The following is a 13,441-nucleotide window of genomic DNA, read 5'->3' as shown; positions in this document are numbered from 1 at the left end:
AGAGGATCTCTATGTCCCTGCGCTTTGCGCTGCTGTTGCTGCTGGCCAGCCTGTGTGCTGGTTGCGTCCTGTCGGGCGATTTCAACCCGATGAAGACCAGCAAGGGCCGCGATGAAGCGCGCACCGCCTACGTGCAACTGGGCTTGGGCTACTTGCAGCAGGGCATGACCGAGCGCGCCAAGGTGCCGTTGAAGAAGGCGCTGGACCTGGATAGCTCTGACCCTGACGCCAATGCGGCGTTGGGCCTGGTGTTCCAGGCTGAGATGGAGCCGGAGCTGGCTGACGAGCATTTTCGCAAGGCGCTGTCTTCGCGTCCCGGCGATGCACGAATACTGAACAACTACGGCAGCTTTCTTTTCGAAGAAAAACGTTACAAGGAAGCTTACGAGCGCTTTGAACAGGCCGCTGCCGATACCCTGTATCCTGAGCGTTCGCGGGTGTTCGAGAACCTCGGCATGACGGCTTCGAAGCTGGGGGAACGTGATCTGGCGAAGCAGCAGCTGGAAAAAGCCCTGCGTTTGAACCGCCAACAACCACGTGCATTGCTGGAAATGGCTGAGTTGTCCTTCGAAGACAGGCATTATGTGCCCGCGCGTGACTACTACGATCGTTTTAGCCTGCTCACCGAACAAAATGCACGTAGTCTATTGCTCGGCGTTCGGCTGGCAAAAGTGTTTGAAGATCGCGACAAGGCCGCAAGTGCAGGCCTGCAATTAAAACGACTCTATCCCGGCACGCCGGAATATCAGCAATACCTGTCGGAGCAATGATGAAAGCGGCGCATCCCGAAGTTGTAGCAGCGAATCGCGTTAACCCCGGTGAGACTTTGCGCCAGGCCCGCGAAAGCAATGGCTGGTCGCTGGCCGAAGTGGCCCTCAAGCTCAACCTCACCGTCAATTCCTTGAGCAATCTGGAAGCGGGCGCTTTCGACAAGCTGCCTGGGCACACCTTTGCTCGCGGTTATATTCGCGCGTACGCCAAGCTGCTCGGCATGGACCAGACCGTTCTGGTCCAGCAGTTCGACCAATCCACCGGTACCGACTCCCAAGGCAGCAATGTCCACAGCCTGGGTCGCATCGAAGAGCCGGTTCGGGTTTCCCACACTATTTTGCGTATCGTGAGCCTGCTGTTGCTGATCGCGGTGATTGGTGGTGGTTTTGTCTGGTGGCAGGATCAAACTTCGTCGCGTACCAAGGACCTGACCACCCTGGCTCCGGAACACGTTGAAGTCGAAGGCGCCGACGGCACCACCCAGATCCATCCGCTGGACGAGCCGGAAGACCAGGCCGTCGCGCAAGGTCAGGCTGAAGGCACCACCGCACTTGCATTGCCACAAGCCGAGACATCCGCCGAAGCACCGGCAGCCGCTGAAGCGCCCGCGCCGACAGCACCTGCGCCAACGCCTGCAACCCCGGCTCATAGCACCGCACCAGTTGTCGCGGCCCCGGCTCACAGCACCGCGCCAGCTGTCACGACACCGCTCTCGCCTGCGCCGACAGCCCCTGTTGTGTCGACCCCGCCGGCAAGCGCATCGGTGACACCGACCATTCCTCCAGCCACAGCGGCTGCTCCGGTGGCCGGCCAAGGCCAGGTTCAACTGCAATTCACGGCTGATTGCTGGACGCAAGTGAGCGACGGCACCGGCAAGGTGTTGTTGAGCGGTCTCAAGCGCAAAGGCGAAAATGTTTCTGTCAGCGGCAAACCACCGTTTTCAGTGCGTCTGGGCTTCGCCCGTGGCGCTCAAGTCAGCTACAACGGTCAGGTGGTTGATGTCGCTCCGTTCACCAGTGGCGAGACTGCTCGCCTGAAGTTGGGTCAATAAGTCATGCACGGCGAATCTCCAATCAAACGTCGCGAATCCCGCAAGATCTGGGTCGGTAACGTGCCTGTGGGCGGCGATGCACCTATCGCTGTGCAGAGCATGACCAACAGCGACACCAATGACGTGGCTGCCACCGTAGCCCAGATCAATCGCCTGGAAGCAGCGGGCGTCGATATCGTGCGCATTTCGGTGCCGGATATGGATGCCGCCGAAGCTTTCGGCAAGATCAAGAAACTGGTCAAGGTGCCGTTGGTGGCCGACATTCACTTCGACTACAAGATCGCATTGCGCGTAGCCGAACTGGGCGTTGACTGCCTGCGGATCAACCCGGGCAACATCGGTCGTGAAGACCGTGTGCGCGCGGTGGTCGATGCCGCTCGAGACCGCGGGATTCCGATCCGCATCGGCGTCAACGCCGGCTCCCTGGAAAAAGACCTGCAAAAGAAATACGGCGAGCCAACGCCAGCTGCACTGGTCGAATCTGCCTTGCGTCACGTCGAGCACCTCGAACGCCTGAATTTCCAGGACTTCAAGGTCAGCGTGAAAGCCTCCGACGTGTTCATGGCCGTCGCCGCCTACCGCTTGCTGGCCAAGGAAATCGTCCAGCCGCTGCACTTGGGTATCACCGAAGCCGGTGGTTTGCGTTCAGGCACGGTGAAATCCGCCGTAGGCCTCGGTATGCTGCTCGCCGAAGGGATTGGCGATACCATCCGCATCTCGTTGGCGGCCGACCCGGTCGAGGAAGTGAAAGTCGGCTACGACATTCTCAAATCCCTGCACCTGCGTTCCCGTGGCATCAACTTCATCGCCTGCCCGAGCTGCTCGCGGCAGAACTTCGATGTGGTCAAGACCATGAACGAGCTGGAAGGGCGTCTCGAAGATCTGCTGGTGCCGCTGGATGTCGCGGTCATCGGTTGCGTGGTCAACGGGCCGGGCGAAGCCAAGGAAGCCCATATCGGCTTGACCGGCGGCACGCCAAACCTGATTTACATCGACGGCAAACCGTCGCAGAAACTGACGAATGACAATCTGGTGGATGAGCTCGAACGCTTGATCCGCCAGAAAGCGGCCGAAAAGGTCGAAGCCGACGCCGCTGTTATCGCGCGTGGCTGACCCGACTGAAGCGCTGAACGAATTTAAGGATTTATAGTGAGCAAGTCTCTGCAAGCCATACGTGGCATGAACGACATCCTGCCCGATCAGACCCCCCTGTGGCGTCATTTCGAGGGCACCGTCTCGCGTTTGCTGGATAACTACGGTTACAAGCAGATCCGCATGCCGATCGTCGAGTTCACCGAGCTGTTCAAGCGCTCCATCGGTGAAGTGACCGACATCGTCGAAAAAGAGATGTATACCTTCGACGACCGCAACGGCGACTCCCTGACCCTGCGTCCGGAAGGCACGGCAGCGTGCGTGCGTGCGGTGCTCGAGCACGGCATCACCGGCGGCGGCCAGGTGCAGAAACTCTGGTACATCGGCCCGATGTTCCGCCACGAACGTCCTCAGAAAGGCCGTTATCGTCAGTTCCACCAGATCGGTGTCGAAGTGTTCAACCTCGACGGTCCGGACATCGATGCCGAGCTGATCGTGCTGACCTGGCGCCTGTGGGGCGAGCTCGGCATCCGTGATGCGGTCAAGCTTGAACTCAACAGCCTGGGCACCAGCGAGTCTCGCGGTCGTTATCGCGAAGCGCTGGTCGAATACCTTTCGGCCCGCCTGGATCAGTTGGACGAAGATAGCCAACGCCGTCTGAAAACCAACCCGCTGCGGGTTCTGGACACCAAGAACGCCGACACTCAAGCGGTCCTGGTCGACGCGCCGAAAATGGCCGACTACCTGGACGAAGAATCCCGCGTGCACTTCGAGGGCCTGAAGGCTCGCCTGGACGCCGCCGGCATTCCTTATGTCATCAACCCGAAGCTGGTTCGCGGGCTGGATTACTACAGCAAGACCGTTTTCGAATGGGTCACCGACAAGTTGGGCGCCCAGGGCACCGTATGTGCCGGTGGTCGTTACGACGGTCTGGTGGAGCAGATGGGCGGCAAGCCGACCCCGGGCGTAGGTTTCGCCATGGGTATCGAGCGCCTGGTGCTGCTGCTTGAAACCCTGGAACAGATCCCGGAAGAAATCTCCCGTCAGGTCGATGTCTATCTGTGCGCCTTCGGCGAGGCCGCCGAACTGGCTGCCCTGACGTTGAGCGAGAAGGTGCGTGATCAGTTGCCAAACCTGCGCCTGCAGATCAATGCCGGCGCCGGCAGCTTCAAAAGCCAGTTCAAGAAGGCCGACAAGAGCGGTGCGCTGTACGCGCTGATCCTCGGTGACGATGAAATGGCCCAGCAAGTGGTAGGTTTCAAACCCCTGCGTGGCCAGGGCGAACAACAAAGCATTGCCTGGGATGCGCTTGCTGCACACCTGGCCACCTGCGTCGTGCAGGGTTGAAGCTGTCAAACAGCCGAATTAGCGATTAAGGAGTATTGGGGTGTCGAGTACCGAAGACGAACAGCTGGCGGATTTGAAGGACTGGTGGACACGCAACGGCAAGCCCCTGGTCACTGGCGGCCTGTTGGCGCTGGTCATCGTGTTCGGCTGGCAGGCCTTTCACAAGTATCAGAGCAATCAGTCGCAAACTGCCTCGATTCTCTATCAGCAACTGCTGGAAACCACGCTGACGCCTGACGGCAAGCCTGACGCTGCCCGTGTTTCGGATCTGGCCGGCAAGCTTAAAAGCGAGTTCGGCGGCACCGCTTATGCGCAGTATGGCAGCCTGTTCGTGGCGAAAGTCGCGGTCGACAGCGGCAAGCTGGACGATGCTGGCACCGAACTGAAAGCCATCGTCGACAAACCGGCAAACCCGGCGCTGGGCGAAATTGCCCGTCAGCGTCTGGCGCAGGTATTGGCCGCGCAGAACAAGGCCGATGAGGCCTTGAAGTTGCTCGAAGGCGATGCCGACAAGGCGTTCCTGGCTACTCGCGAAGAACTCAAGGGTGACCTGCTGGTGCAGTTGGGTCGTACCGACGAAGCAAATACGGCGTATCAAAAAGCCAAGGCGGCACTGTCGGATGAAGCGGCAGTCGGTGGCCTACAAATCAAGCTGGACGACCTGGCCAAAGGGGATGCGTGACGTGATTCGTTGGAAACATGCAGCATTGCTGGCTCTCGCCATTTTGGCCGCGGGTTGCAGCAGCAACGGCAAAAAAGAATTGCCTCCGGCCGAGTTGACCGACTTCAAGGAAGAAGTGGTTCTGCACAAGCAGTGGAGTCGTTCGATCGGTAACGGTCAGGGCGAAACCTACAACATGCTGGTTCCGGCGATCGACGGCGATACCATTTATGCCGCGGACGTCACTGGTGTGGTGATGGCGATGGATCGCAGCAACGGCGACGTCAAATGGAAGAAGGATCTTGATCTGCCTGTTTCCGGCGCCGTTGGTGTGGGTTACGGTCTGGTCACGTTCGGTACCCTCAAGGGCGAAATCGTTGCCCTGGACGCGATTAACGGTGAAGAGAAATGGCGCGCTCGCGTGTCCAGCGAAGTACTCGCACCGCCGGCCAACAACGGTGATGTGGTTGTGGTTCAGACTCAGGATGACCGTCTGATCGGTCTGGATGCCGCCACCGGCAACCAGCGCTGGTTGTACGACAGCACGCCTGCGGTCCTGACCCTGCGCGGCACCAGCGCACCGATCGTGACCAACCGCCTCGCTGTGGCTGGCCTGTCGACCGGTAAAGTGGTCGCTCTCGATATTTCCAACGGCGTGCCGGTATGGGAACAACGGGTTGCGATTCCACAGGGCCGTTCGGAACTGGAGCGCGTTGTCGATATCGACGGCGGTCTGCTGTTGTCCGGCGGTACCCTGTACGTTGCCAGTTACCAGGGTCGCGTTGCGGCACTGGACCTGGAAAGCGGTCGTCAGCTCTGGCAGCGTGATGCTTCCAGCTATGCCGGTGTCGCCCAGGGTTTTGGCAACGTTTACGTGAGCCTGTCCTCGGGCACCGTTGAAGGCGTCGACGAACGTTCCACCACAGCCTTGTGGAGCAACGATTCGCTGGCCCGTCGTCAACTGTCGGCTCCGGAAGTGTTCTCCAGCTACGTTGCAGTCGGCGACATGGAAGGCTACCTGCACCTGCTGAGCCAGGTGGACGGTCGCTTCGTCGGCCGCGAGCGCATCGACAGCGACGGCCTGCGTGCCCGTCCGCTGGTGGTGGGTGACACGATTTATGTTTATGGCAACAGTGGCAAGCTGGAAGCCCTGACCATTAAGTAAGAACTATGCTTGGGGTTAACACCCCAGGCTGCTGCACATGTGGGAGCGGGCTTGCTCGCGAAGGGCGTCAACGATGACGCGTACAGCCTGAATAAACGCGGTGCTGTTACGGTTTTTCGCGAGCAAGCCCGCTCCCACAGTGTTGCCCCGAGCACCAGCCGCTGCCTCGCAGCGGCTTTTGTATTTTCTGAAATAACGAAGTGGAGAGCCGCATGGTTCCCGTAATCGCCCTGGTGGGCCGACCGAACGTCGGCAAGTCCACCTTGTTCAACCGCCTGACCAGGACTCGTGACGCCATCGTCGGCGACTTGTCCGGTCTGACCCGTGATCGCCAATACGGTGAGGCCAAGTGGCAAGGGCGTTCCTACATTCTGGTCGACACCGGCGGTATCTCCGGTGACGAGCACGGTATGGACGAAAAAATGGCCGAGCAGTCGCTGCTGGCCATTGAAGAAGCGGATGTCGTTCTGTTCCTGGTAGATGCCAAGGCCGGTTTCACCGCCGCCGACCAGATGATCGCCGAGCATTTGCGCAAACGTAACAAGCGTTCCTACGTAGTGGCTAACAAGGTCGACAACATCGACCCTGAAATGGCCCGCGCTGAATTCGCCCCGTTGGGCATGGGCCACGCGATTCCAATCGCTGGTGCTCATGGTCGTGGCATCACCCAGATGCTGGAAATCGCCCTGAGCGACTTCCCGAAAGACGAAGACGAGCAGGAAGAAGGCGAGGAAGAGATCGTTGCCGAAGGCGAGGAAGCCAAGCGCATTCCTGGTCCAAGCGAAAAAGACGGGATCAAGATCGCAATCATCGGCCGCCCGAACGTCGGCAAGTCGACCTTGGTCAACCGCATGCTCGGTGAAGACCGGGTAATCGTCTATGACCAGCCCGGCACTACCCGCGACAGTATCTACATCCCGTTCGAGCGTAACGACGAGAAGTACACGCTGATCGACACCGCCGGTGTGCGCAAGCGCGGCAAGATCCACGAAGAAGTCGAAAAGTTCTCCGTGGTCAAAACCCTGCAAGCGATCAAAGACGCCAACGTGGTGATCTTTGTGATGGACGCCCGCGAAGGCGTGGTGGACCACGACCTCAACCTGCTGGGCTTTGCCATTGAGTCGGGTCGTGCGCTGGTCATCGCGATCAACAAGTGGGACGGCATGACGCCAAGCGAGCGCGACTTCGTGAAGGTCGAGCTGCAACGTCGACTGTTCTTCGTTGACTACGCCGATATCCACTTCATCTCGGCCCTGCACGGCACTGGCGTGGGCAACCTCTACGCGTCCGTACAGAACTCGTTCAAGTCCGCGGTCACCCGCTGGCCGACCAACCGCCTGACCCAGATTCTGGAAGATGCGGTTGGCGAGCACGCGCCACCGATGGTCAACAACCGCCGGATCAAGCTGCGTTATGCCCACTTGGGTGGCGCGAACCCGCCGATCATCGTGATCCACGGTAACCAGATCGAGAAGGTGCCGAAGTCGTACGTTCGTTACCTGGAAAACACCTACCGTCGCGTGTTGAAGCTGGTCGGTACGCCGATCCGTATCGAGTTCAAGGGCGGCGAGAACCCGTTCGAAGGCAAAAAGACCACGCTGACCGACCGCCAGGTCAACAAGAAGCGTCGCATGATGTCGCACCACAAGAAAGCCGACAAAAAGCGCCGCGATAAGAAGTAGAAGCAGCTTTAAGTTTCAAGCTGCAAGCTTCAAGTCAAAGCAAAAAGGGTCCTGTGCAGGGCCCTTTTTTGTGCATGATGGTTTGAGGCTTGACCGCTTGCAGCTTGTCGCTTGAAACTTGCAGCTCACCTGCAAGGGGCTACCGATGATCACCAGTAAGCTGCCGAATGTCGGCATCACTATCTTCACTCAGATGTCTCAGCTCGCGGCGCAAACCGGGGCGATCAACCTGTCCCAGGGTTTTCCCGATTTCGATGCGCCGCAGGCCCTGTGCGATGCGGTCGGTCGGCATGTTGCCAATGGCCACAACCAGTATTCGCCAATGACCGGCCTGCCGGCGTTGCGCCAGCAAATCTCGGCCAAGATTGCTCGCAGCTACGGCGTCAACGTGGATGCCGACCATGAAGTGACAGTCACGCCCGGCGCTACCCAGGCGATCTTCTGTGCCATACAGGCGGTTATCCACAGCGGCGACGAAGTGATCGTGTTCGATCCATGCTACGACAGCTATGAACCATCGGTGGAGCTGGCCGGTGGCCGTTGCGTGCATGTGCAACTGGGCCTCAACGATTTTGCCATCGACTTTGAAAAGCTCGCGGCGGCGATTACGCCACGCACGAAAATGATCGTTCTCAACGCTCCGCATAACCCAAGTGGCGCACTGATCAGCCGTGCGGAACTGGATCAGCTGGCGACCTTGATTCGAGACCGCGACATCTACATCGTCAGCGACGAAGTCTACGAACACCTGGTCTTCGACGGCGTGCCTCACGTCAGCGTGCTGAATCACGAAGAGCTGTATCAACGCGCGTTCGTGGTCAGTTCCTTTGGCAAGACCTATCACGTGACGGGCTGGAAAACCGGCTACGTGGTTGCACCGCCGGCACTGACTGCGGAACTGCGTAAAGTGCACCAGTACGTCAGTTTCTGCGGCGTGACACCGTTGCAATATGCCTTGACCGACTTCATGGCCGAGCACCCGGAACACGTCGAGGAGCTCCCTGGTTTCTACCAGGCCAAGCGCGATTTGTTCTGCGATCTGCTGGCGCCGTCCCGATTCAGCTTCAAGCGGGTAACAGGCACTTATTTCCAGCTGGTTGATTACTCGCAGATCCGCCCGGACCTCAACGATGTCGAAATGGCGTTGTGGATGACCCGCGAACATGGTGTGGCGAGCATCCCGATTTCGGTGTTCTACCAGACCCCGCCCGAAGGCCAGCGCCTTGTGCGACTGTGCTTCGCCAAACGCGAGGAGACCCTGCGTGAAGCAGCGGCAAAACTATGCGTGATTTGAGTGCTCTGCCTAATCTGAATGTTGCGCTGATCCAGACGACCCTGACCTGGCATGACCGCCAGGCCAATCTGGAGCATTTCGAGCAGTTGCTTGAACAGGCTCGCGGCGCTGACCTGATTATCCTGCCGGAGATGTTCACCACCGGTTTTTCCATGGAGTCGCAAACCCTCTGCGAGCCGGAAAACGGCCCCACCAGCAAATGGCTGCGGGTTCAGGCTGCGAAGCTCGATGCCGTGATTACCGGCAGCATCATTGTCCAGGCCGCTGACGGCAGCCATCGCAATCGTCTGCTCTGGGCGCGACCGGACGGGGAAGTGTGGCATTACGACAAGCGCCATCTGTTCCGCATGGCTGGCGAGCATAACCACTACACGCCGGGTGAGCGTCAGGTGCAGTTCGAGCTCAAGGGTTGGCGTGTGCGGCCGCTGATTTGCTACGACCTGCGCTTCCCGGTCTGGAGCCGCGATGCGCAAGACACCGACCTGTTGCTGTACACCGCCAACTGGCCGGGTGCCCGGCGCCAGCACTGGAACCGTTTGCTGCCAGCGCGGGCGATTGAAAACCTTTGCTATGTGGCAGCGGTGAATCGCATCGGGACCGACGGTAAAGGGTTTGCCTACACCGGCGACAGTCAGGTGCTGGATTTCCAGGGCGAGACATTGCTCAGTGCGGGCGAGGCGGATGGGGTGTTTCAGGTGGTGCTGAATGCTGCGGATCTGCAGGCTTATCGCACGCGTTTTCCAGCGAATCTGGATGCCGATACCTTCGAATTCACCTGAGATTTTCGTTGCCTGAGCCGGCCTCTTCGCGGGCAAGCCCGCTCCCACGGTTGACCGTTGTGAACACAGTTTTTGTGTACACCAAAGCACATTGTGGGAGCGGGCTTGCCCGCGAAGGGGGCCGGACAGGCAGCACAAAAAACACGCAGGCAAACAAAAAGGCCCCGAGGTTCGCACCTCGGGGCCTTCTGCATTGCAGCGAAGGCTTATGCCGCTTTCGCTTCCGGCTGGCTCAGGGAGCGGTTCAGCGCGCTGAACAGGGCCTTGAAGCTGGCGGTGGTGATGTTTTCGTCGATACCGACGCCGTGCACCGCACGTTCACCGTTCACGCGCAGTTCAATGTAGGCCGCAGCCTTGGCATTGGTGCCCGCGCCTATCGCGTGTTCGTTGTAGTCCATGATCTCAACCGGAATCGGCAGACCGGCCACCAACGCTTCCAGGGCGCCGTTGCCCTTGCCGCGCCAGTGCAGGTTGGTTTCGCCCTGGCCTTTGCCCGAGACTTCCACTTCGACGGCGCTGTGACCGTTTTCTTCCTGCAGGCGATGGCTGACCAGCGCGTACGGAGTGTTGGCCTGCAAGTATTCGCTGTGCAGCAACGCGTGGATCTGCTGGGCGGTCATTTCCAGGCCGAGGCGATCGGTTTCACGCTGTACAACCTGGCTGAACTCGATCTGCATGCGGCGCGGCAAGCTGATGCCGTATTCCTGTTCCAGCAGGTAAGCGATCCCGCCTTTGCCCGACTGGCTGTTGACGCGGATCACCGCCTCGTAGCTGCGGCCGATGTCGGCCGGGTCGATCGGCAAGTACGGCACTTCCCACAGCGCGTCCGGTTTCTGCTGGGCGAAGCCCTTGCGGATGGCATCCTGGTGGGAGCCGGAGAACGCGGTGTGAACCAGGTCGCCAACGTAAGGGTGACGTGGATGCACCTGGATCTGGTTGCATTCTTCGACGACTTTGCGCACGCCGTCGATGTCGGAGAAGTCCAGCTCAGGGTGAATGCCCTGGGTGTAGAGGTTCAACGCCACGGTCACGAGGTCGACGTTACCGGTGCGCTCGCCATTACCGAACAGGCAGCCTTCGACGCGGTCGGCGCCGGCCATCAGGCCCAGCTCGGTGGCGGCAACGCCAGTGCCACGGTCATTGTGGGTGTGCAGGCTGATGATCACGCTGTCACGACGGTTGATGTGACGGCCGAACCATTCGATCTGGTCGGCATAGATGTTCGGGGTTGCGCATTCCACGGTGGCTGGCAGGTTGAGAATCACCTTGTGCTCAGGCGTCGGGTTCCAGACTTCGATCACGGCGTCACAGACTTCCTTGGCGAACTCGAGCTCGGTCGCGCTGAAGGTTTCCGGCGAGTACTCGAAGGTCCACTGGGTGTCCGGCTGCTGGGCAGCGTATTTGACGAACAGCTTGGCCGCGTTCACTGCGATGGCCTTGATCCCGTCCTTGTCCTGGTTGAAGACAATGCGGCGGAAGGAAGGGGAGGTCGCGTTGTACAGGTGAACGATGGCTTTCTTCGCCCCGCGCAGGGATTCGAAGGTGCGCTCGATCAAGTCTTCACGGCCCTGGGTCAGCACCTGGATGGTGGTGTCGTCCGGGATGTGGTTGCCTTCGATCAGGGTACGGACGAAGTCGAAGTCGGTTTGCGAAGCGGCCGGGAAGGAGGCTTCGATTTCTTTCACGCCGACCTGCACCAGGGTTTTCCAGAAACGCAGCTTCTTGACCGCGTCCATGGGTTCGATCAACGACTGGTTGCCGTCACGAAGGTCGGAACTGCACCAGATCGGCGCGGCGGTGATGGTCTTCGATGGCCAGGTACGGTCCGGGATATCGATGGTCGGGAACGCGCGGTATTTCGAAGACGGGTCTTTGAGCATGCTCATCGGGAAATCCTTATTGTGTGGGCCGAAAAAAGGCGGCCTGCCGGTGGATCAAATGTTCTTGGGGAAAAGCGTAGGGCGAGGCACCGCAAATTCAGCCCGGCAGTCGTGCACTGACGAGGCACAGGCTGCGGTGCTGGCGAAGCTGAATGAGGGTGTGAGAGGTTTTCATGTCTTCAACCCTAACCGCCGTTGTGGAGGATGGCAAGCAGTCGAAAAAAATTGAGAGGAATACCCGTAAAAGTCGATTTGTCGCGATTTTATTGTGCTGAATTAAAGTGATTGTCTGGATCCTTGCGCGAGGTTTGAGCGATGCGCAATCGCAGGCTTCAGCGGATGGGGCGTGTCAGTACAGCTATTATTAAAGCCTCAACAGGACGACTTGTACGCAGGAGTCAGCCATGAACGAGTCGGATTGGAAGCTATATAGCGCGTTGCGTCCATGGGCCCATGAGCGGATGTGCATCCGGATCATGGATGAGGTTGAGCGCACGGTGCTGGATAAAAGCCTGACGCCCTACGAGCGTATCGAAGCCAGTGAAGAAAGGCTCAAAGCGGGTCAGAAGGAGCTGTATTGGGCGTTTGACGTTTTCAGGCATTCACGCGATGAAGCGCCCGGTCACTTGCTGGGGCTGTGTTCGCGTGAGTTGATCACGGCCGAAGACCTGGCGGGCTTCTCGCAGGAAACCCAGGATTGGATCAAAAAGAGCCTGGCGCACTGGGAAGTCCATGGGATTGAGGATCTGGAGGCGGAATAAGCGGCGTCTGTAATGGCCCTATCGCGGGCAAGCCCGCTCCCACATTTGACCGGCGTGAACACATATTCTGTGCATCCGAAAATCTAATGTGGGAGCGGGCTTGCTCGCGAAGGTGCCATCAGCCTCAACAACTGTTTTATGGTTGAAACGCCCCGATAAAAATCGCCGGATCCACCCGCGCATCATTCAGGCTGACATTCCAGTGCATGTGCGGCCCGGTCGCGCGCCCGGTGGAGCCGACCTTGCCGACCACATCGCCACGTGCCATTGACTGGCCGACCTTCACATCAATCTTCGACATGTGGCAAAACATGCTGATAAAGCCCTGCCCGTGGTCGACGAACACCGTGTTGCCATTAAAGAAGTAGTTGCCGATCAGAATCACCTTGCCCGCCGCCGGTGTCTTGATCGGTGTGCCTGCGGGCACCGCGAAGTCCAGGCCCGCATGCGGATTGCGCTCCTCGCCGTTGAAGAACCGGCGCACCCCGAACTTGCTCGACAGCGGCCCGTTGACCGGTTTGTCCAGCAGCAGGTTGCTTGGGGTATTGGGGCTGAAGCTGCGGTAGGCCTGGATCTGTTCGGCCAGTTCGCCCTCGATGCGCTTGAGGTTCTCCGGGTTCGGATTGACCTGCTGTGTGTTTTTCAGGGTGATGTGCTGTTCCGGGTATTTCTTGTTGCCGACCGTGAAACTCAGATTACGCCCGCCACTGCTGACCTGCTGCGTCCCCGGTTTTACCGTCAACGGCACGCCGACAATCGCCAGCCAATTGTTCTGTTCCTTGACCACCAGCACCGGTTTGCCTTGATAGCTGGCTTTCGGTGCCTGCGCAGCAGCGCCCAGATCCACCACGGCGACGCCGCCTGGCACCGGCTTGTTCAACAGGCGGGTGATGTAACTGTCGGCGTGAGCGTTGAAGGTCAGGCACAGCAACAGCAGTGAAGCGAAAAAACGCGTCAT

The 13,441-nt window shown here is 59.3% G+C and carries 12 protein-coding genes; 10 read left to right on the top strand and 2 right to left on the bottom strand.

Annotation, left to right across the window (positions count from 1 at the left end):
- The first annotated feature begins 11 nt into the window (after window positions 1-11).
- The 9 genes from pilW to K5K95_RS02990 all read left to right on the top strand — a co-directional run bounded on the left by pilW (window position 12) and on the right by K5K95_RS02990 (window position 9,842).
- A complete protein-coding gene (pilW, locus tag K5K95_RS03030; RefSeq protein ID WP_222588332.1) occupies window positions 12-770 on the top strand; it encodes a type IV pilus biogenesis/stability protein PilW in 759 nt (252 codons plus the stop codon).
- On the top strand, window positions 770-1,822 hold the full coding sequence (locus K5K95_RS03025) for a helix-turn-helix domain-containing protein (RefSeq protein WP_222588331.1): 1,053 nt from the start codon (window positions 770-772) through the stop codon (window positions 1,820-1,822). Before pilW ends, K5K95_RS03025 begins: the two co-directional genes overlap by 1 nt.
- 3 nt (window positions 1,823-1,825) lie before the next feature.
- Window positions 1,826-2,935, top strand: coding sequence for a flavodoxin-dependent (E)-4-hydroxy-3-methylbut-2-enyl-diphosphate synthase (gene ispG / locus K5K95_RS03020; RefSeq protein ID WP_008147751.1), 1,110 nt, complete (start codon window positions 1,826-1,828; stop codon window positions 2,933-2,935).
- Between the two features lie 36 nt (window positions 2,936-2,971).
- Window positions 2,972-4,261: a histidine--tRNA ligase gene (gene hisS / locus K5K95_RS03015; protein ID WP_222588330.1), complete on the top strand. Its 1,290-nt coding sequence runs from the start codon at window positions 2,972-2,974 to the stop codon at window positions 4,259-4,261.
- A gap of 40 nt (window positions 4,262-4,301) precedes the next feature.
- On the top strand, window positions 4,302-4,943 hold the full coding sequence (locus tag K5K95_RS03010) for a tetratricopeptide repeat protein (RefSeq protein ID WP_222588329.1): 642 nt from the start codon (window positions 4,302-4,304) through the stop codon (window positions 4,941-4,943).
- Window positions 4,936-6,087 carry an outer membrane protein assembly factor BamB gene (gene bamB / locus K5K95_RS03005; protein ID WP_222588328.1) on the top strand — a complete coding sequence of 384 codons (1,152 nt, stop codon included), beginning with the start codon at window positions 4,936-4,938 and terminating at the stop codon, window positions 6,085-6,087. Before K5K95_RS03010 ends, bamB begins: the two co-directional genes overlap by 8 nt.
- Window positions 6,088-6,299: 212 nt before the next feature.
- Window positions 6,300-7,769, top strand: a complete 1,470-nt coding sequence (gene der, locus K5K95_RS03000; protein WP_090180494.1) for a ribosome biogenesis GTPase Der — start codon at window positions 6,300-6,302, stop codon at window positions 7,767-7,769.
- A gap of 145 nt (window positions 7,770-7,914) precedes the next feature.
- On the top strand, window positions 7,915-9,063 hold the full coding sequence (locus K5K95_RS02995) for a pyridoxal phosphate-dependent aminotransferase (protein ID WP_222588327.1): 1,149 nt from the start codon (window positions 7,915-7,917) through the stop codon (window positions 9,061-9,063).
- Window positions 9,051-9,842, top strand: coding sequence for an amidohydrolase (locus K5K95_RS02990; protein WP_222588326.1), 792 nt, complete (start codon window positions 9,051-9,053; stop codon window positions 9,840-9,842). The genes K5K95_RS02995 and K5K95_RS02990 overlap by 13 nt, the downstream gene beginning before the upstream one ends.
- 206 nt (window positions 9,843-10,048) lie before the next feature.
- On the opposite strand, the gene leuA is transcribed toward K5K95_RS02990, so the two are convergent.
- Window positions 10,049-11,728, bottom strand: coding sequence for a 2-isopropylmalate synthase (gene leuA / locus K5K95_RS02985; protein WP_090180500.1), 1,680 nt, complete (start codon window positions 11,726-11,728; stop codon window positions 10,049-10,051).
- A gap of 398 nt (window positions 11,729-12,126) precedes the next feature.
- Between leuA and K5K95_RS02980 the strand changes: the two genes are divergently transcribed.
- Window positions 12,127-12,483 carry a hypothetical protein gene (locus tag K5K95_RS02980; protein WP_222588325.1) on the top strand — a complete coding sequence of 119 codons (357 nt, stop codon included), beginning with the start codon at window positions 12,127-12,129 and terminating at the stop codon, window positions 12,481-12,483.
- A 136-nt stretch (window positions 12,484-12,619) separates the two neighbouring features.
- On the opposite strand, the gene K5K95_RS02975 is transcribed toward K5K95_RS02980, so the two are convergent.
- A complete protein-coding gene (locus K5K95_RS02975) occupies window positions 12,620-13,441 on the bottom strand; it encodes a peptidoglycan DD-metalloendopeptidase family protein (protein ID WP_222588324.1) in 822 nt (273 codons plus the stop codon).

It is taken from the genome of Pseudomonas sp. DR48 (assembly GCF_019823085.1).
Lineage (GTDB): Bacteria > Pseudomonadota > Gammaproteobacteria > Pseudomonadales > Pseudomonadaceae > Aquipseudomonas.
This window is presented reverse-complemented; position numbering and strand designations above follow the sequence as displayed.

Excerpts from the sequence above, each read along its gene's own strand:
- bamB (WP_222588328.1), top strand. The coding sequence starts at position 4,936 with ATGCGTGACGTGATTCGTTGGAAACATGCAGCATTGCTGGCTCTCGCC.
- ispG (WP_008147751.1), top strand. The coding sequence starts at position 1,826 with ATGCACGGCGAATCTCCAATCAAACGTCGCGAATCCCGCAAGATCTGG.
- der (WP_090180494.1), top strand. The coding sequence starts at position 6,300 with ATGGTTCCCGTAATCGCCCTGGTGGGCCGACCGAACGTCGGCAAGTCC.
- leuA (WP_090180500.1), bottom strand. The coding sequence starts at position 11,728 with ATGAGCATGCTCAAAGACCCGTCTTCGAAATACCGCGCGTTCCCGACC.
- pilW (WP_222588332.1), top strand. The coding sequence starts at position 12 with ATGTCCCTGCGCTTTGCGCTGCTGTTGCTGCTGGCCAGCCTGTGTGCT.
- K5K95_RS02990 (WP_222588326.1), top strand. The coding sequence starts at position 9,051 with ATGCGTGATTTGAGTGCTCTGCCTAATCTGAATGTTGCGCTGATCCAG.
- K5K95_RS02980 (WP_222588325.1), top strand. The coding sequence starts at position 12,127 with ATGAACGAGTCGGATTGGAAGCTATATAGCGCGTTGCGTCCATGGGCC.
- K5K95_RS02975 (WP_222588324.1), bottom strand. The coding sequence starts at position 13,441 with ATGACGCGTTTTTTCGCTTCACTGCTGTTGCTGTGCCTGACCTTCAAC.
- K5K95_RS02995 (WP_222588327.1), top strand. The coding sequence starts at position 7,915 with ATGATCACCAGTAAGCTGCCGAATGTCGGCATCACTATCTTCACTCAG.
- K5K95_RS03025 (WP_222588331.1), top strand. The coding sequence starts at position 770 with ATGAAAGCGGCGCATCCCGAAGTTGTAGCAGCGAATCGCGTTAACCCC.